Source organism: Mucilaginibacter lappiensis (assembly GCF_050433765.1).
GTDB classification, from domain to species: Bacteria; Bacteroidota; Bacteroidia; order Sphingobacteriales; family Sphingobacteriaceae; genus Mucilaginibacter; species Mucilaginibacter lappiensis_A.
Genome location: NZ_JBNPWP010000013.1, coordinates 58,056 through 84,976 on the forward strand (window position 1 = coordinate 58,056; position 26,921 = coordinate 84,976).

Annotated in this window: 22 protein-coding genes; 7 read left to right on the top strand and 15 right to left on the bottom strand. The window is 41.1% G+C overall.

Translation table 11 applies throughout. From position 1 onward, the window contains the following. Window positions 1-8: 8 nt before the first annotated feature. Window positions 9-827: an MBL fold metallo-hydrolase gene (locus tag M2273_RS27850; RefSeq protein ID WP_429401150.1), complete on the top strand. Its 819-nt coding sequence runs from the start codon at window positions 9-11 to the stop codon at window positions 825-827. 182 nt (window positions 828-1,009) lie between these two features. Here M2273_RS27850 and M2273_RS27855 read toward each other — a convergent pair whose 3' ends face one another. Both M2273_RS27855 and M2273_RS27860 read right to left on the bottom strand, forming a co-directional pair. After that, window positions 1,010-1,801: a zinc-dependent peptidase gene (locus tag M2273_RS27855; protein WP_429401152.1), complete on the bottom strand. Its 792-nt coding sequence runs from the start codon at window positions 1,799-1,801 to the stop codon at window positions 1,010-1,012. Window positions 1,802-1,820: 19 nt separating this feature from the next. Next, entirely contained in the window at window positions 1,821-2,531 is a 711-nt protein-coding gene (locus tag M2273_RS27860) for a DUF92 domain-containing protein (RefSeq protein WP_429401154.1), read from the bottom strand. A gap of 82 nt (window positions 2,532-2,613) precedes the next feature. Between M2273_RS27860 and M2273_RS27865 the strand changes: the two genes are divergently transcribed. From M2273_RS27865 to M2273_RS27875, 3 genes are all read left to right on the top strand, one after another. Beyond that, a complete protein-coding gene (locus M2273_RS27865) occupies window positions 2,614-3,303 on the top strand; it encodes a class I SAM-dependent methyltransferase (RefSeq protein WP_429401156.1) in 690 nt (229 codons plus the stop codon). A gap of 275 nt (window positions 3,304-3,578) precedes the next feature. Next, window positions 3,579-6,350, top strand: a complete 2,772-nt coding sequence (locus M2273_RS27870) for a TonB-dependent receptor (protein WP_429401158.1) — start codon at window positions 3,579-3,581, stop codon at window positions 6,348-6,350. A gap of 131 nt (window positions 6,351-6,481) precedes the next feature. Beyond that, entirely contained in the window at window positions 6,482-7,336 is an 855-nt protein-coding gene (locus M2273_RS27875) for a pirin family protein (protein WP_429401160.1), read from the top strand. A gap of 7 nt (window positions 7,337-7,343) precedes the next feature. Here the strand turns inward: M2273_RS27875 and M2273_RS27880 are convergent, their stop codons facing one another. From M2273_RS27880 to M2273_RS27915, 8 genes are all read right to left on the bottom strand, one after another. Further along, on the bottom strand, window positions 7,344-9,701 hold the full coding sequence (locus tag M2273_RS27880; RefSeq protein ID WP_429401162.1) for an ABC transporter permease: 2,358 nt from the start codon (window positions 9,699-9,701) through the stop codon (window positions 7,344-7,346). 87 nt (window positions 9,702-9,788) lie between these two features. After that, a complete protein-coding gene (locus M2273_RS27885) occupies window positions 9,789-10,619 on the bottom strand; it encodes a DUF4097 family beta strand repeat-containing protein (RefSeq protein WP_429401164.1) in 831 nt (276 codons plus the stop codon). A gap of 11 nt (window positions 10,620-10,630) precedes the next feature. Then, the gene (locus tag M2273_RS27890) at window positions 10,631-11,485 is read right to left on the bottom strand and encodes a DUF4097 family beta strand repeat-containing protein (protein ID WP_429401166.1); all 855 of its coding nucleotides are present in this window, start codon (window positions 11,483-11,485) and stop codon (window positions 10,631-10,633) included. 11 nt (window positions 11,486-11,496) lie between these two features. Further along, on the bottom strand, window positions 11,497-12,315 hold the full coding sequence (locus M2273_RS27895; RefSeq protein ID WP_429401168.1) for a zf-HC2 domain-containing protein: 819 nt from the start codon (window positions 12,313-12,315) through the stop codon (window positions 11,497-11,499). Between the two features lie 8 nt (window positions 12,316-12,323). Beyond that, a complete protein-coding gene (locus M2273_RS27900) occupies window positions 12,324-12,875 on the bottom strand; it encodes an RNA polymerase sigma factor (protein WP_429401170.1) in 552 nt (183 codons plus the stop codon). A gap of 231 nt (window positions 12,876-13,106) precedes the next feature. Next, window positions 13,107-13,796: a hypothetical protein gene (locus M2273_RS27905; protein WP_429401172.1), complete on the bottom strand. Its 690-nt coding sequence runs from the start codon at window positions 13,794-13,796 to the stop codon at window positions 13,107-13,109. A 124-nt stretch (window positions 13,797-13,920) separates the two neighbouring features. Then, window positions 13,921-15,018 carry an alginate lyase family protein gene (locus tag M2273_RS27910; RefSeq protein ID WP_429401174.1) on the bottom strand — a complete coding sequence of 366 codons (1,098 nt, stop codon included), beginning with the start codon at window positions 15,016-15,018 and terminating at the stop codon, window positions 13,921-13,923. 8 nt (window positions 15,019-15,026) lie between these two features. Continuing rightward, entirely contained in the window at window positions 15,027-16,238 is a 1,212-nt protein-coding gene (locus tag M2273_RS27915) for a glycoside hydrolase family 88 protein (protein WP_429401176.1), read from the bottom strand. Between the two features lie 310 nt (window positions 16,239-16,548). On the opposite strand from M2273_RS27915, the gene M2273_RS27920 reads away from it, so the two are divergent. The 3 genes from M2273_RS27920 to M2273_RS27930 all read left to right on the top strand — a co-directional run bounded on the left by M2273_RS27920 (window position 16,549) and on the right by M2273_RS27930 (window position 21,396). Next, complete coding sequence (locus M2273_RS27920) at window positions 16,549-17,589, top strand: LacI family DNA-binding transcriptional regulator (protein WP_429401178.1); 1,041 nt, start codon at window positions 16,549-16,551, stop codon at window positions 17,587-17,589. 175 nt (window positions 17,590-17,764) lie between these two features. Next, a complete protein-coding gene (locus M2273_RS27925; protein ID WP_429401180.1) occupies window positions 17,765-20,218 on the top strand; it encodes a glycoside hydrolase family 2 TIM barrel-domain containing protein in 2,454 nt (817 codons plus the stop codon). Window positions 20,219-20,220: 2 nt separating this feature from the next. Further along, entirely contained in the window at window positions 20,221-21,396 is a 1,176-nt protein-coding gene (locus M2273_RS27930) for an alginate lyase family protein (RefSeq protein ID WP_429401182.1), read from the top strand. Between the two features lie 71 nt (window positions 21,397-21,467). Here the strand turns inward: M2273_RS27930 and M2273_RS27935 are convergent, their stop codons facing one another. The 5 genes from M2273_RS27935 to M2273_RS27955 all read right to left on the bottom strand — a co-directional run bounded on the left by M2273_RS27935 (window position 21,468) and on the right by M2273_RS27955 (window position 26,898). Then, window positions 21,468-22,892: an outer membrane beta-barrel protein gene (locus M2273_RS27935; RefSeq protein WP_429401184.1), complete on the bottom strand. Its 1,425-nt coding sequence runs from the start codon at window positions 22,890-22,892 to the stop codon at window positions 21,468-21,470. A gap of 930 nt (window positions 22,893-23,822) precedes the next feature. Continuing rightward, window positions 23,823-24,650 (bottom strand): hypothetical protein, encoded by an 828-nt coding sequence (locus tag M2273_RS27940; RefSeq protein ID WP_429401186.1) that lies wholly within the window; start codon window positions 24,648-24,650, stop codon window positions 23,823-23,825. A gap of 128 nt (window positions 24,651-24,778) precedes the next feature. After that, complete coding sequence (locus M2273_RS27945; protein ID WP_429401188.1) at window positions 24,779-25,219, bottom strand: VOC family protein; 441 nt, start codon at window positions 25,217-25,219, stop codon at window positions 24,779-24,781. Between the two features lie 18 nt (window positions 25,220-25,237). After that, entirely contained in the window at window positions 25,238-26,419 is a 1,182-nt protein-coding gene (locus tag M2273_RS27950) for a DUF1624 domain-containing protein (RefSeq protein WP_429401190.1), read from the bottom strand. A 113-nt stretch (window positions 26,420-26,532) separates the two neighbouring features. Next, window positions 26,533-26,898: a bleomycin resistance protein gene (locus tag M2273_RS27955; protein ID WP_429401192.1), complete on the bottom strand. Its 366-nt coding sequence runs from the start codon at window positions 26,896-26,898 to the stop codon at window positions 26,533-26,535. Window positions 26,899-26,921: the final 23 nt, after the last annotated feature.

The following is a 26,921-nucleotide window of genomic DNA, read 5'->3' on the forward strand; positions in this document are numbered from 1 at the left end:
GTATTTACATGTCTTTATTCATTACATCACTAAATTCGGGGAGTAATGGCAATTGCTATTACATAGGGAACGAGCGGGAGGCTATATTGGTTGATGCAGGCATTTCATGCCGTGAAACTGAAAAACGCATGGCCAGGCTGGGCTTATCCATGCAAAAGGTGAAAGCCATATTTGTATCGCACGAGCATTCTGATCATATTCGTGGTATACCTGTACTGGCAAAAAAGTTTAAACTACCGGTATATATAACGCCGGGAACGTTGCTCCATTTAGGCAACAGCCTGAATATGGAGCTTGTTCATCATTTGAGGGAGTTCGAAACCGTGAACATTGGCGAGCTGCAAGTTACCTCCTTCCCCAAAGCTCATGATGCCGCCGAGCCGCATAGTTTTATGGTGAGCTGCCGCGATGTTAATGTAGGTGTATTTACAGATATAGGCGTGGTTTGTGATCAACTAATCCGATATTTTAGTCAGTGCCATGCCGCGTTCCTGGAAGCTAACTATGATGATGAAATGCTGGATAAGGGAGGTTACCCCTATCATCTGAAAAGACGGATTCGTGGCGGTAAAGGCCACTTATCAAACAAACAGGCGCTGGCTTTATTCATGACGCATAAACCACCGCACATGACCCACCTGCTGCTGTCACATCTTTCGCACAACAACAATAACCCAAAACTGGTAGAGGATCTGTTTGTAGCTTGTGATAGCGGCATTAATATTGTCGTGGCTTCGCGCTTTGAGGAAACGCCGGTTTATCACATTGGCCATACCGATAAAACCTATGCCTATGTCGGGCAGTTGGATCTTGGATTTAACTCATAGAAAGTATCAAGTAGTTAGTATCACGTATCAAGACTAACGAATTAAATTATAGTATCAAGTAGCGAGTATCAAGTATCAAGACTAACGAATTAAATTATAGTATCAAGTAGCGAGTATCAAGTATCAAGACTAACAAATACTTAATTTTTTTAAAGAATGCTTGCCCTAAAAAATACTTGATACTAACTACTTGATACTCCCCCTGCTCTATCCTGCATAAACATAGTGCTCAGCATGGCATATAGCTCCGGGTGTTTGTGTTTTAGCTCATCGGGTTTCTGGAAAAAGTACTCGGCTGCTACAGCGAAGAACTCTGCCTCATTGGTAATAGCGTATGGGTTTATATCAGATTTACCCTCTTCAATTTGATGTATCTCCTGGTGTATCATTTTTAGCCAGGGTATAACATAATTATGTGCAAGCAAATTTACAGGGATGCCATCAGTTGCTCCGTCCGACTTATCCAGCAGGTGAACAAATTCATGTATAGCAGTATTTTCCTTACCTGCCGACCGGGAGAATCCTTTGATGAGCGCGGCCCGCGACAGGATCATTTGCCCATTCATATAACCCGTTCCTACCATACCCAAAATGCTTCGATTTTCCCCTTCAAATTGAAACTCGCTATCAAAAGTATCCGGATACAATATCACGTTGGTTAAGTTCCTGTATTTCCAATCCTTAAACCCAAAAATGGGAATAACCGCGCTCGATGCGATCATTACCCGGTCTATATCTTCAACTACGGTACCTACCCCTTCAATAGTTATTCCCAATAAAAAATCAGCAATTTTTTGTTCGAACAAAATTTTAGACGAGTTATCCAAGGCTTGATAAAATGGAATTTGCTGTGTTAAAAGGGATTTATAAACAGTACCCGAAGCCCTTATATTTACTTTTTTCTTATGCTTGTTGCTCAAAAAATAAAATCCGCAAACCGCAATTATACTTAACAAAATGATGGCTAAAATCATGATAATTCAAATATCGGCATTAAATAAAGTAAATCAGCAGCATAACCAAAGCCGCTATCAGGGTGTTTAAAAAGTTCACGGCATTGTTGCTTATGTAACCACGCCTTTCCAGCGTTGCACCTAATACCGAATCAACTAAATTACCCACCGTTCCAGCAATAATAATACTGATCAGGGTAGTACTCCAGCCAAAGCCTATGGCATAAACTATAGCGATGATCATGCTCCCGCCGATGCCTATTAAAGTACCCTCTAAACTAACTACGCCATCAAGTCCCCGTTTATCCGGTTTCCATGTGATGATATTAAAAAACCGCCGACCGTAAACCGTGCCTAATTCTGAGGATAACGTATCGGCCGTTGCTGAGGCAAAACTGGCAGCCATCATGAGTACCCATAAATTTATATATAAAGGGAATAATAAAACCAATATTCCCGCTATAACACCAACCCCGGCATTAGCCAAAACCTGTCCGGCTGTGCGTCCGCTTTTATGTTCTTCTTTGTTCGTAAAACTTTGCTTTTTATGGCGCTGCCACGATGTGGCTGCCGAACCTAAAATAAAAAAAGTGGTCATCACGGATATACCGGTATAACCAGCTCCCGCAAAAACAAAACAAGCCACAGCAGCACCGGTTATTGCAGCTATAACGGTCAATTTTTTGGCAGATATACTGTACGCAATACCTGAAATTAAAATAAGGATCAGTAAACCGTAATGTGCCAGCATAATTTAAGGTGCAATGTCCAAAGGTATTTATTGTACGCATATTAATTAAATTAAGCCATCAATTCATACTTTTGGGCCCAGCATGAAAGATATATTAGGCCAGGCCATACATGATCATTATTATAAAAACCCAAAGCATAAGTTGTGGATCAATAATCAGTACGGCCCAAAAGAAGAAATGCCTATTGACATCTATTTTCGCGAGGAAGATGATATGCCTGATATAGAATGGCTGGCCTTAAATGAGTGCCGAGGCGAAGTACTGGACATTGGCGCCGGTGCCGGTGGTCATGCCCTGTTGTTACAGGAACGCGGCTTTGATGTTACCGCGCTGGAAATATCTGCCCTGGCTGCTGATGTGATGAAAGCCCGTGGGGTTAATAAAGTGATAACTGCGGATATATTTGAATATCAGCAGAAAAAATACGATACCCTGTTAATGCTCATGAACGGGATTGGTTTAACCGGCACCTTACTTAATCTGAAAGTGTTTTTGCAGCATACCAAACAACTGCTTAACCAGGGCGGGCAAATACTATTCGATTCATCAGATATAGCTTATTTATACGAGGGTAAACTGCCTGATAACGGTCAATATTATGGCGAGATCCAATACCAGTACCAATATAATCGGCAAAAAACGGACTGGTTCCCGTGGTTATATGTTGATGAAAAAACACTTACTACAATTGTTGATGCAGCAGGTTATAACATGGAAGTTTTACTGGAGGATGAATATAAGCAGTACCTGGTACGTTTAACGCTTAAATAACCTCTTATTTCCCAGGGCTACCAGTCCGAATAAGCAGCCAGCCAATTCATGGCTCTAATTCGGCTGCCTTAACAAATCATCTTATTTAATTAAGAAATATTTTCTTTAGAAATAAAGCTATAAATTATCGCATCAAAACATTTTGTCATTTTATCAAAAAACAGAATAAAAGATTGAAAAACACACAATTTATTATATAATAATTTAAAAACTCTTCAATAAGTGTTATATTAGGTCATATTAGTTTAATTTTTATTTAACATACCCCTATTCTTATGATCAAAAATCTATTACTTTTTATTGCCTTATTTCTGTTAGGCACAGGGATAGCTAATGCGCAAAAAACAACCGTTACCGGAACCGTTACAGACGCCGCCAATAAAGACCCCATGGCTGGTGTTTCGGTACGTGTGAAAGGCAGCAACCAGGGTACAAGTACCAATGCAAAAGGCCAGTTCTCTATTTCTGCAGCTGCTTCTGATGAAATTACCATCAGTTATACAGGTTATAAGTCGCTTACTATTGCCATAAACGGCCGTACTAAAATTGATGTCACTTTAGTTAGTGATGTATCACAATTAAACGAAGTGGTACTGATAGGTACACGGTCTGCCGGACGCGTTAAGTTAGAAACCGCGGTACCGGTAGATGTGGTGAATGTAAGCAAGGCCGCGTCAACAACCGGCCGGTTGGATCTGACTGATATTTTAAACTACTCGGCCCCATCATTCAACTACAACAAACAATCAGGATCTGACGGTGCCGATCACGTGGAATTGGGAACTTTAAGAGGCCTTGGACCCGATCAAACACTGGTATTGGTTAATGGTAAACGCCGGCACTCTACCGCGTTTGTTTCGGTATTTGGCACCCGTGGTCGCGGTAACTCCGGCGTCGACCTAAGCTCAATACCAACCGCCTCTATCGATAGGGTAGAAATATTACGTGACGGAGCATCGGCCCAATATGGGTCAGACGCTATAGCCGGGGTAATTAACCTGGTGTTAAAGAAAAACATAAACCAGTTCACGGCAAATGTGGGCTATTCTGGTTATTATGACCCTGCTTTTAACAGTGGCAAAAGTGTTATTGCAGCTCAGTATCCGCATGGTGGTGCTATTGATGGTAATGGTATTACCATTGATGCCAATTATGGTTTAGCCATTGGCAAGGGCGATGGTTTTATAAACTTCACCGGCGATTATTCAAAAAACGGCAAAACATTTCGCCAAACACATGATACCACCATGTCAAACCCAAAGGCTTTACCTTTAAATCCATACAGGCGGGCTAATGGTGATGGTTCATCAGAGAGCGGTACCATCTTTTTTAACAATGAGATTCCTTTGGCAGGCACCCGCACTACTTTTTATAGCTTTGGCGGTTACAGCTATAAAGCATCTGACGCGTACGCTTTCACCCGCAATTTTTCATCAAGACCTGAGCGTTTCCCAACTAATGATGGTAATATAATTCCGGTTAGCGGTATTATATTTAATACGCCCGATGGCGAATCATATTATAACCCTATCATCCAAACTCATAATACCGATTTAGCACTTGCAGCCGGTTTTAAAGGCACTATTGGCGATGGCTGGGACTGGGACCTGAGCAATAATACAGGTAATAATAAATTCCACTTTTTTGGTGAAAAAACATTCAATGCATCCTTAGGTGCTACACAAACACATTTTGATGATGGCGGATCGGAGTTTTTGCAAAGCACTTCAAACCTCAATATCACCAAACATTATTCAAAAGTGATGCAGGGCTTAAACCTTGGGTTTGGTGCAGAGTACCGGTATGAACATTATAAAATATTTGCAGGCGAAGAAGGATCTTATAAAAACTTTGATCCTACAGGTGTAAAAGCCGCCGGCGCTCAAGGGTTTCCTGGTTACCAGCCCAGTGATGCTGTTGGCGCCAACCGTTCTGTATTGGGAGGATATGTTGATCTGGAAGCCGATGTTACCAAAAAATGGCTCATAGATTTTGCAAACCGACTGGAGCATTACAGTGATTTTGGTTATAACTTTAGTACTAAGTTTGCCACCCGTTACAAAATAACCGATAATTTCAATATCCGTGGTTCTGTGGGTACAGGCTTCCGCGCACCATCGCTACAACAAATTAATTATAGTTCAACATTTACCAATGTGCAGGGAACCGTAATATCCGAAGTTAAAATAGCACCTAATTACAGCCCAATTACCAAAGCGGCGGGCATACCGAATTTAAAACAGGAAAAATCAAAAAACGCCGGTTTAGGATTTACATTTAAACCCATACCTGATTTAAGCATAACCACAGATGGCTACCTGATAAAAGTTACTAACCGCGTAGTGCTTTCGGGGCAATTCAGTGCATCTGATGAAACGCTTGATCCGGCATTTATAGCTGCATTAAATAATTTACATGTTAGTTCGGCTCAATTTTTTGCCAACGCGGTAAACACCACTAACCGTGGTTTGGATGTAGTTATTGATTATAATAAAACCATAGGTCAAAATCGTTTCCGGCTATTGTTTACCGGTAACTTTCAACACATGAAAATTGACAAGGTTAATTATCCACCCATATTAGGTACTACACCTGCCTTGCAGGAAACCTTTTTAAGCGAACGCGAAAAAAGATTTATCCTGGCATCGGCCCCGCCGCAAAAGCTTTCTTTAAATCCCGAGTTCGGGCACAAAAATTTTACCGTTGGTGCACGCTTTACTTACTTTGGTAAAGTTGTAATTGATGGTTATGGTGATGGATCTACCCTTACCCCAACCGTACCGGCCGATGATGGCTCAGGACAATTGCCTGATGTGTATAATTACAATGGCAAAGTTGTGAGCGACATCTACCTGTCATACAAACTAAATAAATCAACACGTATTTCTATAGGTACGGATAATGTATTTAACGTGCACCCTGACCTGGCCTATGTAAAAGGAGCAAAAAGCTGGGCCTTTAATAATGAACCTTCAGGACCGTTTGATGCCGTACAAATGGGCCAAAATGGCCGCCGCTTTTTTGCACGCATTGGTTTCAACTTTTGAGGGAAATATTTTCCTATATAGTAAAGCCAGCTCATTTTCATGAGCTGCCTTTACTGCTTTATGACATTGGCACTATTTCAGTTCTACTAATAATAAATATATTAGATTAATTTTTATGCCTGATATCTGCCATGAAAAAGACCATCGATCATATACTGGAAGGTCGCGAAAAAAGAATAACCGACGAAGATGTTGTAAGGCAGCCGCTGCCACATCAAAATTTTCGGTTTGCAAATCCGTTCATCGTTTTACATCATATGGGGCCGGTAATTATCCACCCGGGGCAATCATCCAGGATAAACCCACATCCGCATCGCGGTTTTAGTCCTTATACTTTCATGCTGCAGGGCGAAGGTTATCACCGGGATAATGCGGGTAATGACGAGATTGTTAAGGCTGGTGGCGTACAATGGATGTTTGCCGGCCGGGGTATTTTGCATAGTGAGGGCCCAACAGATGAATTGTTAAAACACGGCGGTACACAGGAACTTATACAGCTTTGGATAAACGCCCCTAAAGCCAATAAATGGGATGAACCTTTTTACCAGGCAGCCACCAAAGATCAATTACCATCGGTACTACCAGGCGATGGCCTGAATTTTAGGTTAGCCAGCGGCGATTATGAAGGAAAAACGGGACCTATAAAAAACTTTACCCCTGTAATATCCATAGTGGGTGAAATAGCTGCGGGAAAAACAGCAAATTTTACAGCCAAACCGGGTTACTGGACCTTATTATATATTATACATGGCGATGTGGTAGTGAACGATGAGACCATATCCCCTCATCACCTGATCGTGTTCAGTAAGGAAAATGAAGACATTGCAATAACCGCTACTACTGATGCGCAGGTACTGTTCCTGTCGGCCGAGCCTATTGAAGAATCTGTTGCTGCCAAAGACAATTTTGTAATGAACTCGCCCGAAGAAAATGAACAGGCCATTTCTGATTATAAAAACGGCCTGTTCGGGAGTTTGAGCTTTTAGTTTTGAGTTATTCGCTTCTTAAGCTTTTAACTGGATTGGCCACCGCTGCTTTTACTGCCTGAAAGCTTATGGTTAAAAAAGCAATGAGTATAGCGATGGTGCCTGCAAACAAGAAAACCTGCCAGCCAATAGTTGTTCTGTAAGCAAAATCCTGCAGCCATTTATGCATCATATACCAGGCAACGGGCATGGCAATTATAATAGCTATAAGTACCAATTTTATAAAATCCTTAGCCAAAAGCGTGATAATGCCGTTTACACTTGCGCCTAATACTTTACGAACACCGATTTCGCGGGTACGAACCTGTGCGGTGTAGGCTGCTAATCCTAATAAACCTAAACATGATATCAGGATAGCAATGGTTGCAAAATAGCTAAACAGAGTTCCTTCGCGTTGCTCAGTTTGATACATTTTATTAAATATGTTGTCCAGAAAATTATATACAAACGGATATTCGCCATTGTATTGTTTAAACTGAGTTTCAGCCGCTCTTATGGCCTTCTGTGCGTCTTTGCCCGTAGTTTTAATATATATGGTACTAAAGTTTTTGGGGGAATACCAAAACACTGCCGGTGCTATTTTTTCTTTCATGGATGCGTAGTGAAAATCCTTTATCACACCAATGATAGTCCCATTGATATTATTCATTTTGAACCGCTTGCCTATAGGATTTTTAATACCGGCCTCCTTAATGGCGGTTTCGTTTAAAATAAAATGTGCGGTATCTATTATCGCACCTGTAAAAGGTGCGCCCTGTACTAATTTCATTTTAAAAAATGAGATCAGGTCTTTATCTATCACTATGGGATGTACAATGAGGTTTTGCTTAATATCCTTGCCGTCCCAGTTAACATTTCCGGTAAAACCGCCAAACCTAACTATGTTTTGATTGGATCGGGTTACATTTAACACACCTGGTTGTTTCATTAATTCGGCCTTTACCGCGTCATAATGATCGCCTATGTCACGCATCCAAAAGGTTAATACATTTGTTTTATCATAGCCCAGATTCTTTTTACGAATGTAATTAAGCTGACTGGTAATAACTATGGTGCCGATTATGAGTATTACCGAAAATACAAATTGTGTAACTACCAATACCTTCCGGAACATTACATCACCTACCCCTGCTGTTATCTTACCCTTTAATGCTTTCAATGGCTCAAACGACGACAACAACAAAGCAGGATAGATACTTGAAGCGATCAGTGTACCCGCTACGGCCGAAAGCAGGATGAACCAGACATGGTAATTAGCCAGGTTAAACACCATTTGTTTACCTGTTAACTGGTTAAATGCAGGCATTAATGTAAATATCAGGCCCAGTGCCAAAACAGCGGCCAATAAAAAGAGTAAAGCCGTTTCAACAATAAATTGCATGAACAATTGCATTTTTCCTGCGCCAATTATTTTGCGCATACTGATCTCTTTTGACCGCAGCATGGAACGGGCAGTTGACAGGTTTACATAATTGATGCAGGCTATTACCAATATCAACAGGGCAATAATGATAAATATCCTGACGGTTGAGATCCCTTTATCGGTAAGATCAGCGTTGTATAAATGCATTTTTGATAGTGGTAATAACAGGTATTCCGCATCGGTATCATCCGGCTTATGGTTAAGGTGGATCTGCCTTATTTGAGTAGTAAGTTTTTTTAATGAACTGCCCGGTTTAAGCAGTACATAAGTTTCATAGTTAAAAAAACTAAAATTGTTGTTAATATCCGTATTATCGGCCAGCATGGCTTTAATATGAAAACTCATGGGCATGATCATATCATAATTCATGCTGGAGTTTTTAGGAAAATCGGTTATTACACCACTAACAATAAAATCAGTCTTATTATCTGCACGGATCACCTTACCAATTGGGTCCTGATCGCCGAAGAATTTCTCTGCAGTTTTTTGAGTGATGATAACTGAATTGTCGTCAGTAAAGGGTTTTACCGTATTCCCTTTTATCAAAGGAAAATCAAACACTGAAAAAAACGAGGGATCAGCAAAAATTACGTTTTCATCGCCAAATACTTTATCCTGGTATTTATACAGCGAATAATTATAATTACCCGTTATACGTACTGCATCTGTTACCTCAGGCAGTTCCTGCTTGGCCATCGGGCCTATAGGTGCCACTCCAATGGAATAAATTTGCCTGCTGGTACCTGTGCCGCCAAAAAGTTCAAGCCTGTAAATGTTGGGAGCCTGTTTATGAAAAGTGTCAAAACTAAACTCATCCTGTACCCATAGCAATATCAATATCCCTATGGCCAACCCTACAGTTAAACCTGTTATGTTAATTATAGAATAGAACTTATTCTTCAGGAGGTTTCTCCAGGCTGTTTTAATATAATTTTTTAACATGACTTTATAAGATTTGCAGATTTCAAATGTGCAGATATGCAGGTGATACCTTTTAAAATGATCAAATTAATCCATTAACTATGGCTATTATTTTGCCTTACGGATATAAATATTGCCGTTCATGTTTTTCATGAGTATTTCGGGACCACCACCATCAATTTTACCGTATACCCAGTCGTCAATTTTTAAGTTATACATACCAGCTTTATTGCTGCGACTAACGGCTGGCTTTTGCTGGGTAGTAACTACATCAAAATCGGTATAAATATCACCACGATCTGATTTTAGCTTTACATTGGCTTTTAGCGTAGCCGGAAAAGTTACATCAACATTTCCATTGAGCGTTGAAAATGCCATGGCAGCCTTAATGTCGATGGTTTTAAATGATACTTTCACCTCTCCATTAACAGTGTTTGCCACTACAGAGCCTGAAACATTAGTTAGTTTTATAGAACCATTCACATTGGTGATCTCCAGTTCACCGTTCACATTACTGGCATTGATATTCCCATTGTTTACGGTTGAAAGCTTTAATGAAACCGCGCTTTGTGGCACTTTGATAGTGAGATTGATATTCTTATTACCGGCGCTGCTATGAATATTAACCTGATTATTATTCTCTTCGGCTGTTATATCCAGGTTATTAGCCGGGGCTAAACGTCTCATACCATTAGTCTCTTTCACGCGCCCACTCTTTTCTTCGCCCGATTGTGCATCTACAATGACATCCTTCCCTTCGTAGCTCACCAATGTAATTGATCCGTTAATGAGGTGCGCGTACAATTTATAGGGTTTACCCGGATCGCTTAACGGAACGACCAACTGTTCAGACGTGTTACCCTGCGCCCATATACGCGTACTGAGCAATAAAGCCAGCATCAATATCCCTGCAATTTTTATTGTTTTTATCTTTTTCATGTTGTTAGCTTTTATTGTTGTTTTTTAATATAGATATTCCCGTTAAGGGTTTCGAATTTGAATGTTTTACCGCCCGCTCCAATCCTTACATCGGAATTTTTGCTGAGTTTATAAACAGTACCATTGCTGCTTTTTGATTGTGTTTTAATCACTTTGCCGGGCATTACCTCCGCATCAGGAAAATCGGTATAGAACTGGCCATTCATACTTTTAAATTCCAGATCGGCAGCTAAACTCGCGGGATAGGTAATCTTAACTTCTCCGTTTATGGTTCTGTACGATGAAGCATCAGATGGGATCTTTAGGTAATTGGCCGTTACCGCGCCGTTAACTGTATGCGCATCTGTAGTACCTTTCGCGTTAACAATATCAATGGGCCCGTTTACATTGTTTACTTTTAATGCCCCATAAACATCTTTAACCGTGATATGACCGTTGTTTACTGTGGAAACCTTCAGATCCATATTGAATGGCACTTTCACTGTAAACTCCAGATTGTACTGGTAATGGATCTCCCTGTCGTCATGCCCTCTGTTCCAGTTGTGACGGGGTCTTGAATCGTAGGGTTCAGCAATGTAAGCCATTACCGTATCCTGTTTCTGATCAAAAGCAAGTTTAAATTCCTTTTTACCTTGTTCCAGCGTTGCCTGATCATCGGCAGAAATGGTTTCTTCGATCTCCATGATAACCTTATCGCCGGAATAACCCTCTACGTTAATGGATCCGCTGATGTTGTAAATAGCTACCACACCTTTTTGCAGCGTAAATTGTTTGCTAACGTGCTGTTTAAACTCCTGGGCCGAGGCCGAAATTTGGGCAAAGCAAAGCCCGGCTCCCGCCAAAACGGGGATCAGTAATCTTTTCATATGTTGTTTTTTTAAATGAGTTGGGTTATGGTTTCTTTGATCTTTTCACGTACACCATGGTCAAGGTCTTTTTGTTTTAATAATTCTTTAAATGAGCCTACCGAACGTTTTTCCTGTAGCTTCAGCATCACATCAGCGATAGCTGATTGCAGCAAGGGCGAATCCTGCTGTACAATTGACTGTATCAACCCCTCCCTTACTTCGGGATGATTGGCTAAATGTGCCAGGGCATCAAGCGTGCTCAGCCTCACATTCACATTGGGATCATTATTTAAAGTAGCCAGCAATGCATCAATAACCTGTTTATCAGCATGTTTTATCTCACTGGTATAACTTACTCCCCTGATCCGTTCCGAAGCCGATGGGTTTTCGAGCAGGGCCAGCATCATGGTTTGCCTTAACTCGTGTACTTGCGTAGTAAGTGCTTGTAACTGTTGTGCCTGCTTATCATTCCGGCTGTTATGAAAAACCCAAAAACCGCAACCAAAACTCACCAGTATAACTATAATGCTATAAGCGAGGGGCCATCTTGGCTGCAATTGCCACAGCCTGTTCCAGCTATCGTTGATCTTATCCCCCAAACTCCTATTTTCTGTTACCGATGCCGCGTAAGTATCCAGCATGGCCTGAAACCTTACTTTTACATGTGCCGACGGTTCAGGCGCTTTTAATTCACCCAGTTGGTTCCATATATTTTTCATCACAGCCAATTCCTGCTGGCAGGCATCACAGCCGGCAATATGTTCCTCCAACTCCCCTTGTTCGGCAGTTGTCAGCTGCTTATTCATATAATCTGTAAACAGATCCTGGTATTGCTCACATTTCATCATATTTCTGTTTAGCGTTTCATTTTTAAATAAACACCTTTTAACTCCTGCATGGCCCGGTGTACCCTTACCTTAACCGCACCTTCGGTAATTTGCAGTATTTGCGCTATTTCCTGGTGTTTAAGTTCCTGCAGTCTGCTCATGATCAAAACTTCCCTATAGTCGCTGCTTAAATTTCCCATAGCCCCGTAAAGCTCTGCACGGGTTTGTTTTGTTTCCAGCTGCTCCTCTGCCGAAACACCACCCGCAAGCTTATCTGCAAACGCTTCCACATCATAGTGCGGCGCTTGTTGTGGTTTCTTTTTAAAGCTGTCCTTTAACACATTACGGGCTATCTGGTACATCCATGCTACAAACTCACCATCGCCGGTAAAGGTGTTGCGATATTTGAGCATCTTGTAAAAAACGGTTTGTACCATATCCTCGCTACCCTCTCTGTTATACGTCATGTGAAACAGAAAGCCATACAAAGGCCGGTGATGCCGTTCAAAAAGCAACCCCATTTTTTCCAGATCTCCGGTTTTTACCCGGTGCATGATGGCATTATCAGTTAGCGTATTCAAACAGGTTTAGTGTTTTAATTTATACTGGAGACTTCGGTAAAATAAAATGGTTACAGGAAATTTAAAAAAAATCATAACAGTACAAATTTGCCCGTTACTGGTATTTCCCCTGAATGAAGATACGATAAAAAAAGAAGGCCATCATTTAGCAATGCCGGCCTTTCTTTTTGTGATAAGGGTAGGTTAAAGTTTTTTCGTCGATTTTCCGTTTTGATTAAAACAATCCGGGCATCAATTTATGGAATCAAGCACCATGCTGCCCATGAGCTTTGAATTTTTATTATAGGTTTCTGACTTTACAAAGCGGCCAAGTTTTGGGGCAAACCATTCGGCCACTTTCATACGTACGGGTATACCTATTCCCATCATTTTCATTTTCATGGTGGCATCATAAGTGATGCGATAACAATCAAAACTACCGGCATTGGTACTAACTGTTTCGGCTTTATCAACCAGGCGGTTAGTAATATCCATCTGTATTTGTGACATGGATTGCCCATTATTACTGATATCGATAGTGACTGCCCCGTCATCCAGCTTTTGACCGGCATTAAGATTAAGCGGATAAGCCAGGTACTTGGCATCGCCAGTCATTTGCATATTGCTAAATTGTTTCATGGATGAAGCAGGTACAAAGGCTTTCATATCAATTTTAATAGCATCGCCATTACATATCATTTCAGAATCGCCGCCTCCTATTGATTTTTCATTTTTATCAAAAACCTCGCTATGAACGCTTACCGTATTAGCATCTTTTTTTGTTGCCGTGTATATTAGTTTCCCCTGGGAGTTTCCTTTAGCGTCCTGATTTAAATAAATAAGCTTTTTACCATTTACGGTACCTATAAACTGGTTGCAATTTTGCGCACTGGCAAACAGAGCGCCTCCTAATAATATCAGGAGAGTAATGATCTTTTTCATGCGAAGTTTACAATTTACAAGTAAATTTCGCCTTAAAATCAATCAATTACAATAGTACAAACACGTTATTCGCATTCGGCTTTTACGCATGTTTGCCATGAGTAATTTAAATAAACAATTGTTATTAATTATTGATGGCTACGGGTTTCATTACCTGATCAAGTGCCAGCTGCCAGTTAAATTTTTCCTTCACCGGGCTTTGCTGTATAGCATTTACATAGCTCGGGTTAAAATAAGCAGCAAGTGAAAGCGTGCTGATACCATTTACGGGCTCAAATAGTGTACCTGCTTCATAGCCCTTTTCGTGATTGGCGGCCCTCGCTTTATCAAAGCCTACCTTGCTGTTTACAAATTCGGCATGTGTTTTCTCACCGGTAACAAATGGCACCAAAAAGTCAACTGATTTTTGTATGGATGATCCATTAGCCGACTCATAGGTGAAATATTTTTTCCCGGTAGCTCGATATATTGCCATACAGGTTTTTAACAGTGGCTCAAGGGTATACGTATGGTAATGAAAGGCATCCCGCTCCTTAAAATCAAAGCTGGTTCCATCAGCGTACAGGTCATCATCAATCTGTTTTTCAAGCAGTTTGTACACTGGCTCCATAAACCCGTCATTATGCAAAGTAAAGGCCGTTAGTGTCATCACTTTAATACGGTGCGAATTCCAGTTGTTAAACCCAGTAGTTTTACCTGGTTTTGCCGATGGGCTGTTCAATTCAGCATTATAAATATTGGTTAACCAGGCATCAACCTCATTTCGGGCATCAGATGAAACCTCATTCCTGATAAGGTCATATCCGGTTATAAAATCATCCAGTTTACTTTCATTGATAGGGTCGCCGTTGGGTTTATTGATTTTTGCCCAGGCTTGCAGGTAATCCTGCGCTTTTTGCAAATATTGTTTTTGGCCGTATAATTTATAAAGCAAGGTCAACGCGTATACTTTGTCGCCGTCATGCAGAGCCTTTAAGCTCGCGGTTTTTGCAGGGTTTCCAGCCAGTACCCCTTGTGATACGATGGTTTCTATTGGATCCGGCTGCTCGTCCATGGCATTTTCAGCAGTTTGCCTATAAGGCTCAAATGCTTTTTTAACCTCGTCTTTACTTTCAATATTATTTTTTAAGGTGTTGATTTCGGTATCGGTTAAACTTACATACTGTGCCCTGGCATTCAAAAATGAAATAATGAACCCCGCCAGCAATAATATTTTTTTCATAGCTGATCTTAAAAACGGTTAATTACAGGCTGCCCTTTGTATAAGTGTTGTTTGCGCAACAAAGCCTCCAGGTAATAATAATCTGCATAAATTATTGGCGCATCTATCTCGGTACCCGCCGGTTTGTGTCCGGTGCTGTGCAGTAACAAAAAGCCTTTACTCCCACCGGCCTGTGCCTGGTAATGTTTACTCAGGGTTGCAACTATCTTATCGGCTGTTGAGCGATAGTCTTTGGCATTTTTAATATAAGTGCTCAATTCATATAAAGCCGAAGCAGCTATTGCTGCTGCCGAAACATCACGCGGCACTTTGGGAATGGCAGGGTCGTTATAATCCCAATATGGCACCAGATCAGCCGGTAAATTAGGGTTGCTGAAAATAAATTTGGCAATGTTTTCTGCCTGCTGCAAATAAACTTTGTTATGGGTTTCGCGGTAGCACATGGTATAACCATATAAACCCCATGCCTGCCCACGCGCCCATGCTGATTCATCGGCATAGCCCTGGTGGGTTTGCTTATGTAGTACCTTGCCGGTTTCAGGATCATAATCAATTACATGATATGAACTATAATCGGCCCTAAAATGGTTTTTCATGGCTGTATTGGCATGCGCAACTGCAATTTTATAATAAGTTGAATCGCCGGTTAATCGGGTAGCTTCAAAAAGCAGCTCCAGATTAAGCATATTATCAATAATTACCGGAAACTTCCATTGTTTACGGTTATCCCATGATTTAATAGACCCCACCACGGGGTTAAAACGTGTTGAGAGCGTTTTAGCAGCTTCAATAATAACCTCTTTATAATGCGGATCCTTTATTAAACGATAGCCATTACCTACACTGTTATATACCTTAAAGCCCATATCATGGGTAATACCATTGGTTTTTTCAACCTCAATATTAGCGGTGAATTTTTTGGCCAGATCCATCCATGCTTTGTCTTTTGAATACTCATATAAAAACCACAGTTCACCAGGAAAAAAGCCACTGCACCAGTCTTTTGAAGGTACCATTACAAATTTCCCATCGGCATTTAAAGTACGGGGAGAGACCAGTGCTGGATTGTCCGGATCAATTTTAGCACTGTCAACCTCCTTAAGCATTAGTACAGTTTGTTTTTCGGCAAATGAAAAAGCCTGGGCTACATCAGTTTGTGAAAAGGCTTTTATGGCCGATAAATTCAGCAAAAAAAAAGCAATGAAATAATTGGTTCTCATAGTTTATACATGAAGTTCATGATCAGTTTTAGTACCTTAAAATTTAGGGGAAGTTAAAGGCCCTGATGGTTAGTTCAATATTACGATGTATTAGCACCAAATTAAAAGTATACCCGGTTAATTTTTACGAAAACGTTTGAGTTGGTTATTTTATCTGTAAAACAATAAGATTTAAAATCAGCCAAAAAGTATTATTATATTTCAAAAACAGGTTTAAATAGCATTATGATTCGAAGTTTTTTATCTATTTTTATGAAAAACCGGCTTGTGCTGTTATTTATTTTGTTGATTTGCCGGTGAAGAGCCAATTATGAATTTTAATGCCATTACTATAAGGGACATTGCCAAAGAATTACATCTATCCGTATCAACAGTGTCCAAAGCGTTGAGAGACAGTTATGAGATTAGCGAAAAGACCAAGAAGTTGGTACTGGAGTATGCTCAGGAAAACAATTACCGGCCTAATCCTATGGCACAAAGTCTCAAAAGGGGGCATAGCAAATCTATCGGTATTGTAGTTTCAAGTATCGACAATCAATTTTTTTCCCAGGTAATTAACGGTATGGAATCAGAAGCGTATAGCCAGGGCTATAACGTAATCATTACGCAAAGTCATGAGTCATATGATCTGGAGGTACAAAATGTAGGCCACCTGATACATCGTGCCATAGATGGGCTTTTAATTTCAATATCCACAGAAACCAATAATGTAGAACACCTTAGAAAATTGCAAAACCAGGGTTTGCCCATTGTTTTTTTCGACCGTGTAAGTAATGAAATTGAAACCCATAAGGTTATTGTTGACAATGCTAAAGGAGCATTTGAAGCCACCATGCATTTACTTGATTCGGGTTTCAAACATATTGCACATATTACCAGTTCCGTGAGCTCGTCAGTTACCTATGAAAGGTTATATGGCTATAAGCAGGCACTTAGCGAAAGCGGATTGGAGATAGATGAGCGATATATTAAATATTGTCATCATGGTGGAAAGGACCTGGATGAAATTCAGCAAGCTATTGATGAACTGCTATTGTTAGATATAAAACCGGATGCTATAGTTACGGCCTCTGACAGGATCACCACTTCTACTTTAACTTTATTGCATAAACTAAACGTAAAAATACCTCAGGATATAGCTTTAGTTGGCTTTACCAATACCGTATTGGCCGATGTTTTAAATCCGTCATTAACCTCGGTACATCAACCCGCTTTTGAAATTGGCAGAAAAGCTACCGAAATGCTTTTGAGCATTATTAACAGCAAGCGCCCCGTTACCGAATTTGAAAACGTGGTTTTACCCACAGAGCTATTTATCCGTAATTCTTCATTAAAATCAATAAAAGCATAAAATTGCTGTATTAAGTTAACCATACCGAAACCGCCAACGTTTAACACCTCCCGGAAACGTTTGCGTAAATAAACCACCTAAAGTATAATGGCTAATTATTTTTAGTATATACTTTTGATTGTACCCCTTCATTAGAAAACCTTACAGTTACACTTATCAGGAATTTATTGCATCTATGAGAAGATCAGTCTTACTATTTTTTATTTGTATTTCGTACAGCTTTAGTTACGCCCAGCAAAAAACAAGGCTTACCAATAACTGGGAATTTTTAAAACAAGACATTGGCGGTGTATGGGAGGCCGTACGCCCGGTTACTCCTGGCAATCCTGAAAGTGTACCGGTATGGCAAAAGGTAAATCTTCCTCATTGCTTTAATGCCCGTGACGCGGTTGATCCTGATGTAAACTATTATCAAGGCCCCGGATGGTACCGTACCCAGCTTGATATTCAAAACCCATATGCTAACGGACAAACCTTACTGCATTTTGAGGGGGCCGGGCAAAAAACAGAGGTATATGTATATACAACTAAAGTGGGCGCCCATTTAGGTGGATATGATGAGTGGACGGTTGACATTACCAAGGCTGTAGAGGATTTCAAAAAAACAGATGTATACCAAAAACGGTTTAAAGGACGCATACCAATTGAGGTCAGGTGTGATAACTCCCGCGATCTGGAAACCATTCCTTCACAATTATCTGATTTTAATGTTTATGGTGGCCTTTACCGGTACCTGAACCTTGTGTACGTGCCTTCGCTTTCCATAGATAAAATATTTGCTGCTGCCCAAACTGATAAAGAAGGCAAACAGGGGCAGCTTCAAATTAAAGCAAGGTTTTATAACCCTGCAAATGCCACCGCTGCCGAAGGTTCTATTAAGCTTACCGACCCACAAGGCAAGGTTGTTGCCCAAAAAACTTATAAGCTGAACAGTATAGCCGGCGATGCTGCCGTTGGCGATTTCCAGGTTAAAAAGCCTAAGCTATGGTTGCCAGGAAGCCCGGCTTTGTATACAGTAGAAGTGTCGGTTAAATCGGGCGATCAGGTTTATGTACAAACGGAAAAAGTGGGTTTCCGCAATTATGAATTTGCTGATAACGGACCTTTTTACCTTAATGGCAAACGCTTGCTATTACGCGGTACGCACCGCCATGAGGATCAGGCCGGCGTAGCCGAGGCAATGACCGACAGCATGATGCACCAGGAAATGCAAATGATGAAAGACATGGGTGTCAACTTCATCAGATTGGGCCATTACCAGCAATCCAGAACCATATTGAATTTATGCGATAGCCTGGGCATTTTGGTTTGGGAAGAAGAACCATGGTGTCGTGGTGGCTTGGGTGGTGAAATTTATCAATATGAGGCCAAACAAATGATGACCAACATGATTGAGCAACATTACAATCATCCGGCTATCATTTTATGGGGTTTGGGTAATGAGAACGACTGGGAGGGCGATTTCCCGGTATTTGATAAAGAAAAGATAAGAACGTTCATGAAAGCGCAGAACGATCTTGCTCATCAGCTTGATCCATCGCGCAAAACAACCATCAGGCGTTGTGATTTTTGTAAAGATATACCTGATGTGTACTCGCCATCTATCTGGGCAGGCTGGTACCGTGGTTTATATACCGAGTACAAACAGACCAGCGAAGATGAGTTTAAGAAAGTAAAACACTTTTTCCATGCAGAATGGGGCGGCGACAGCCATGCCCTGCGTCACTCCGAAAATCCGGATAAGGCACTTAGTTTGATAAAGACCGGCAGCGGTACCGATGAACGCCTGGGAGATGCTTCATTATACGGAGGCGCAGCCCGTGCATCAAAAGATGGCGACTGGAGCGAAAGTTATATCTGTAACCTGTTCGACTGGCACCTGAAAGAGCAGGAAAACATGCCCTGGTTAACAGGCGCGGCGTTTTGGATCTTTAAAGATTTTTCGACCCCTATCCGCCCGGATAACCCTATCCCTTATATGAACCAAAAGGGCGTGGTAGAACGTGATCTTACCCCAAAGGAATCCTATTACGTATTTCAATCCTACTGGACAGATAAGCCGATGGCCCATATTTACGGACACACGTGGCCTGTTCGCTGGGGCGATGCAGGTGAGCAAAAGATGGTTAAAGTATACTCCAACTGCGATAATGCCGAGCTTTTTGTGAACGGCAAAAGTTATGGTACAAAAAAACGAAACAGCCAGGATTTCCCGGCTGCAGGATTACGCTGGATGGTTCCATTACAATCAGGCAACAATGACATTAAGGTAATTGCACATAAAGGCAAACAAACCGTTACCGATCAGATCAGTCAGCAATACCAAACTGAAAAATGGGATAAGCCAGCCAAATTACTGATCGAAAAAATCAAGGATGAAAACGGCGAAGCTACGATACAGGTAAAACTGGTGGACAACAAAGGGGTGCAATGCCTTGATGCTGTTAACTGGATAGCCTTCTCATTAACCGGTGATGGTACACTGATAGATGATCTGGGTACTTCACGAGGATCGCGCAAGGTACAAGCTTACAACGGCCGGGCTCAGATCAGTGTAAAAACAAATAATGGCAAAAGCGTGGTTGGCATACAATCGCCGGGATTATCAACAGTATTTATAAACTTATAGTGATGAAGTTTAAAACAAGATATATATTATTCTTTTTGCCCTTACTTATGCTGAGCTGGCAAACAGATACCCAACCATCGGTTAAGGAGCAGGTAACAGCCGCTTTAAAAGTTGATATTTTGAAAGAAGCCGCCTGGGCTTTGCAACAGCAGCCGGTAACAGTTACTACCGAAACTTGTGCCCGAAGTGCCGGTGGCAAACATGATTTTTACTCCGAAGGCGATTACTGGTGGCCTAATCCACAAAACCCTGACGGCCCTTATATTCAAAAAGACGGACTAACCAATCCGCAAAATTTTGTAGCCCACCGTTTGGCGATGATCCGTTTTAGCCGCATTATTGGCGCGCTGGCATCGGCCTATAAAATTACCGGGGATAAAAAATATGTTAAGCAGGCCCTCTGGCATCTAAAAGCCTGGTTCATTAATCAGGAAACTTTGATGAATCCCAATTTGCAATATGCGCAGGCTATTAAAGGCATAGCTACCGGGCGGGGTATTGGTATAATTGATACTATACAATTGATGGAAGTAGTGCAGGGCCTGGAAGCTATGCAAAGTTCCCCATTGATAGGTAAACAAGCTATGGATGGTATTAAGGGCTGGTTTAGCCAATATCTTACCTGGCTTACCACACATCCTTATGGCAAAGATGAAATGAATGCCAAAAATAATCATGGCACCTGCTGGACAATGCAAGCTGCTTGTTTTGCAAAGTTTACCGGAAATAAGGAGATCATGGACTTTTGCCGCAATCGTTTCAAGGAGGTTCTATTACCAAGCCAGATAGCCGCCGATGGCAGCTTTCCACTGGAATTAAAGCGTACCAAACCTTATGGTTATTCCATATTTAACCTGGATGCCATGACCACCATTTGCCAGTTATTAAGCGATAAAACAGATAATTTATGGACTTATCAAACAAGTGATGGTCGTTCTATAAAAAAAGGGATCGAGTTTTTATATCCTTATTTAAAAGATAAAAACACCTGGCCTTACCCGCATGATGTAATGCACTGGGAAAGCTGGCCGGTTGCACAGCCCTCATTGGTTTTTGGGGCCGCTGCTTATGACAATGCCGATTGGCTAAACACCTGGAAAAAATTGGAACACTCCCCTGCCGACGAAGAGATCATTAGAAATTTACCGGTAAGGTATCCGCTGATCTGGTTGAATTAGAAGCCTATAAAAAAGGGCCCGTTCACTAAAGAACAGGTCCTTTTAGAGTATTAAATCCTAAGATATGGCGATTAAAACCGTACCAGCAAAGCACCAATAAATCTGGTTTCGGACGGTACCAGATCAGGTGTAAAATCCGTTGGCACGGGTGTAGTATTATATCCGTCTGGGGAGGTTACGCCACCGTGGCCCGCAAAGTAAGGCACACTTGCATGGCGGTGAACAACCTCTAAACGGAAGGTTAAGTAATCATTCGGCATCAGGTCGATAGTTGTTGAATAATCATAACCATGAAACTGATCGCCGGGATTAGCTGTAAACGGATGTGAGCCAACCGCACCGGTATTAATAGCAGGTATTGGGTTTGCATCACCAGTTGGGTACAATACCAGGTAACGACCAGGATTATTGATCACTCCACCACCAATTGTCCAACCTAAGTGACCTTTAGCCATCACCATACGGTGATAGATCATTCCACTGGCAAAATACTGAGCCGGGCCTTTAATCGGGTCGGCATGGAAACCGTTTACACCATCACCCTTTTCAAAACCAATATCACCTGTGATTGAAAATGCGGCGCTGTTAATAAAACTGCCTTTATCCTGGCTTTTAAAATACCTTACCTCAATACTGTTATCAGAATGGAACCGTTTTCTTCCTGGTTTATCTTGTGTATCCGCACCATAATAAGTGTTAGTTAAAGCCTGGAACCATTCTACCGGACGCCATAAAATCTGACCACCTATGCCCGGCTGACTATTGAACATACCATAAGACTGCCAGCCATTGATCAACCAGGGTTCAATTTTCAATTTATCGCTTACAAAGATCTGCACACGGATACCATTAAAAAACCATGGTGTATTATCAGATGTAAAAGATGGCTGATAGGCCCAGTTTTCGGCATTGTAATAAGAAAACAAACCAACATATGACATGAATATACCCGCATCCACGTTAATACCGTGTAATACGTTAAAGTGATAACCTGCATTGGCTTCGCTTAAATAGCGGTATGCGGTTGCCAGATCAAACTGTCCGCGGGTAACGCTAAAATCGTTACGGGGAACAACAGTTGCCCGTGTACCAAACTGTGTAAGTACGCTGGCACGAACATTATCATAATGAAAGTCGCCGCCAAAGGCAATGGTTGAAATTTCAAATTCGTGGTCACGGGCCAGGGCTGTAGAACCTACCACCGTATGGTCTACAGGGTTATGGTTTGATGCGGTATAATTAAAATCGAGCAGGAAACGACCGGTAAAATATTTGGTATCAAGCAGGGCTTTATGCCTGCGGTCGTTACCATTCAGCCAGGTAAAATCGCCAAAGGCAAAGGGTTCGCTTTTGGCAACAACAGTGTCTTTTTTACTTTGGGTAGTTGTAGAGTCCTTGATTTGGGCATTACCTTTTGAAGTGGATGCCGTCAGATCCTGGGAATAGGCATAAGTTAAAGATGCGCCTAAAACAATAGATAAGAAAAGTTTTTTCATTTTTATAAAATATAAGTGTATTGCTCCTGGTGCATGGGCACCAGGCTTACGGTTGTTACCGGTAAGATCTTTTGTATTTAAATTTGAGCAGTTAGCTAATCCGTCAAACTATGTGTGTGTTTGTATATTTATTAGAGAGGCGCCAGCAGTATTGAACTGAACTTTTTCATTGTGATTACGATATTGTTTATTTAAAAGTTAAGCGATTTGAAAATGCATGGAAACAGCGCGGGATAAAAAAGCCGGGCAACTACCCCCGGCTTCCAATCAGAACCTAAATTTACCTACTAAATTAAAAAGCAAGTTTCTTGAACTATTCACCAGATTACTGGGCCGGATATAATTACAGATGTCGTGGCTCAATTGCATATAGTTTAGGCAATCTCTTATGTTACCGGCTAATGAATGCTCTTTCCAGGTAACCATTTTTATTTACTGCATAGGATGCAGTTGTGTTAGGCCTGTTTCTTTTAACTATAAGCTTTTTCTTCTTTTTGCGGGGCCCAATGAAAGGAAGGATCATGAAAGCCAAAAAACAAATTATTTCAATTATTACTAAATACATAACATTCAACTTTAATATATGCTTCAAATGTTTGGTGTTCACTGTTAAAGCGTTTCCATAACATTTTAGCTAAACATGCCAAAGCAATGCCATTTGTATTGTTGATTAATATAAACCGTGTTTTTAGCGTTTAAATGCAGATTTAGTTAATTAGGTATGATCAATATCAACTCATAATGATAGGCTTGTAATTTCAAAATGATAAAAGCGGATATGCTATGCCAGTACAAAATGATTATAGTTGGTAGTATAATTTAGTGTTAATATGGAGTCGTTTACATTAAACTTAGTAGCCTCATAAAAAATGCCCTTAAAATTATTCAAAGGCATTTTTTTATCAAGTAGATGAACGGTTTGTTCCTGTTTTAAACAGCCGACAAATTAAGTGTTGTACCTGGTACATTATATCTTGCTACTGATGAATTAAAAACAGTTTTTGCAATGTCTTTTAAATTTTGCCATTCAAATCCACCATATATAGTATCAAAATCTATTTTTTCGACCCGTCGGAGCACTTCTGCCAATTCCTTTGCCGGCAGAGGGATAAAGTTGGGGTAACTATACATGAAAGCTAAATGTTTTTTACTTTTTGCAACGTAAATACTGTCTCCGGTAAGCAACGCCCCGGCCTTCGAAAAGGCGGGCACCCGCAATACACTACTGTCTGGAAAGTGGCCGCCCGTATTTATAATGGAAATCCCATCCCAAAGAGATTGTTCCAATCCTTCCCAAAACCTGATCATCGACCCTTTATTAAACATCCATTGCTCATCGGCATGGTTAATGTAAACCGGGCAATCGAAAGTTTCGGCCCACTGGTTTACATTGCTATAAAAATGCGGATGAGAAAACGCGATAGCCTTTAGTCCACCTTTTAACCTGATAAAATCAATTATTTCCTGGTTAAGCAGCGGAATGCAATCCCACAGAATATTACCTCCCGGCGAAAGTACTAATAATGCTCTTTGGCCTAAGGCAAACAAAGGGACTACCTGCAAAGCATACAATGAGGGAGTAAGTTCCGTGATGCTTACTTTATGATGAGTTATTATTTCTGTTGTATTGGTCCAGATCTGTCCTTCGTCAGTAAAGTATTGCCTGTCATCGCTGCAAATTGGGCAAAGGTCTGGTATTGATGCCTCAGCTGGATATTGTGTTCCGCAGGTGCGGCAAGTATTTTTTATAGGTTTCATGATGTAATTTTTTCTTTGATGACTTTAATAATTGTCAACTAATTTCAATCATTATTGGTCTATTTATATAGTCCAGGTTTTCCAAAACAAATAGTCCAGCAATTAAATTGTTTTGCGACAGTTAAAGTTTATTTATTCCATTCAGAAAATCGGGTCTCTTCCGGCACATCAGTAAGGCTTTCAAATTCAACGCTATATCCGTCAGTGTCTTTCAGGGAAACAACCCACATTCCGTTACCCACAAAAGGTTCTGAAACTTCCAATCCGTTCCCGATAAACTCGTGGTACATGGCCAAAGCATCCTCGCATATAAAAACTAAAGACACTCCTACTCCCACTTTGCTTCCAGGTACCCATTCATGAAATCCTTCTTTATGAGATTCCTGTAGCATTAGCGTACCGCCCCCACGTTGCAGGCTGCACCACTCTATCTTTCCTTTGGGCATCCATTGATTTGTGATCTCAAACCCCAAACCATCCACATAAAAGTGCAACGATGCTTCCATATTTGAAACTGCTAAAAATGGTACAGTTTGTTTGATGTTGGGTTTAACGGTTGTTTGAGTCATAGGCCAATTTGTTAATTCTTATAAATATTTCAGCCATTTCTTTTCCGGGTGATTAGCTTTATAACCGGCATAGCTGCGGCAAACCACATACAGGATCACCTCAACAATAATAAATACCAGGTAAAGCAATGCCAACCCCCATTGGTGCCCGTCAGGCATTTGTGTGTATGGGGCTGTTCCGTACCATTCCTGATGAAAGCTGCCCTCCCTCATATAATTAACAAAGAGTGCTGCAATATGAATAAGCGGGATATGCAAGAGATAATAAAACAGCGGTACACGACCAAATGTGGTTAGTACTCCGGCAAACCAGCCACGAGCCTTTTCTGCAAATGGCACAAGCGCAATCAGCGGGCCAAGCGTCATTAAAAGATAAAGTTGTGATGCCGGGTATTTTTGCTGAGCAAGCAGGCGGAATATGAATGGTATATCACCTTTATATGGTGGGCTAAAGCGAATCGATAAACTACCTGCAACTAAGAATAATATGATAGCTGAAAGACCTATCCAAAGGCAAATCTTGCGGCGCGCGGCTGTCTCCCTGATCACTATCGGACCAAAGCCATAACCGGCCATCATTACCCCTATCCAGGGCACCAAAACGTATAAAATATTGATACCCGGAACGCTGTCCAGCCCCGACGGATAGATGAACTCCCATAACCAGCCAAAGTAGCTGTGCCAACCTTGGGGTAAAAACCGTGTTAGTAATCCAAAAACCTGTTGAAAAAAGATGACAGCAAGCCCAATGAGCCCAATGGTTTTAGCTCGAAGCCTTATAAGCGCGGCCATAACAACCATACACCAGCCCAGCATCCAGATTACGCCGGCCAGGGTAAATTGTGCATAGTTCAGGTTAAATGTCCAGCAAAAGCGGATCAGGGTTAATTCGAGAAATACCAGCAAAAGCCCCCGGCTAACCAAAAAGCGCGACACTGCATGCTTATCATTCAAATTTAGTCTGTATAAAAATGCTCCGGTACCAGCAAAAAACACAAAGGCCGGCACACAAAAATGAGTGACCCACCTGGTGAAGAAGATACCGGGATCCGGTCCACCCGCTGGTATCCCTGAGTATACGCGTACATGGTCAATGGCCATCAGCACCATAACGGCGCCGCGTAACAGATCAACTGAACGAACCCTCGTTACTGGAATTGTTTTTCCTGTTTGATCAGGAGCAGAAGCCGAAGATATCATAAAGTATTTTCAATTGATTAGGTTACCACTTATAAATTTATAAGAAATAAAGTCAATAAAAGAATTATGATCTATGGCAGAAAAAGTGTTTATAGGATCAATGAAAAAATATGCTAAACAATTAACTGGCCAAATCTCAGGGTATTCCCATCAGGATCATCCGCATAAAACTCCCTCATGCCCCATGTTTGATCAACCGGCCCCTGGTGTACCGGCGATTCTTGTTTATTTGACGTGTTTAAGCCTCTTCTTATAAATTTTTGAAAGAGTGCATCAACATTGCTCACTATAATATTAACCCTGTTACCAAATACACCATCACCACTATTTGTCGACAGATCCAGTCGTGCCCCGTCCCTGATCAGCAAAATATAAGAATTTTCGGACTCGGGATTTAAAACCTTAAAATCCAATACCTCTGTGTAAAAACGCACAGACTCATCCATATCCCTGCATTTCATGATCGGTATAATGTTCATGTTGATTATATTTTAAAAGATTA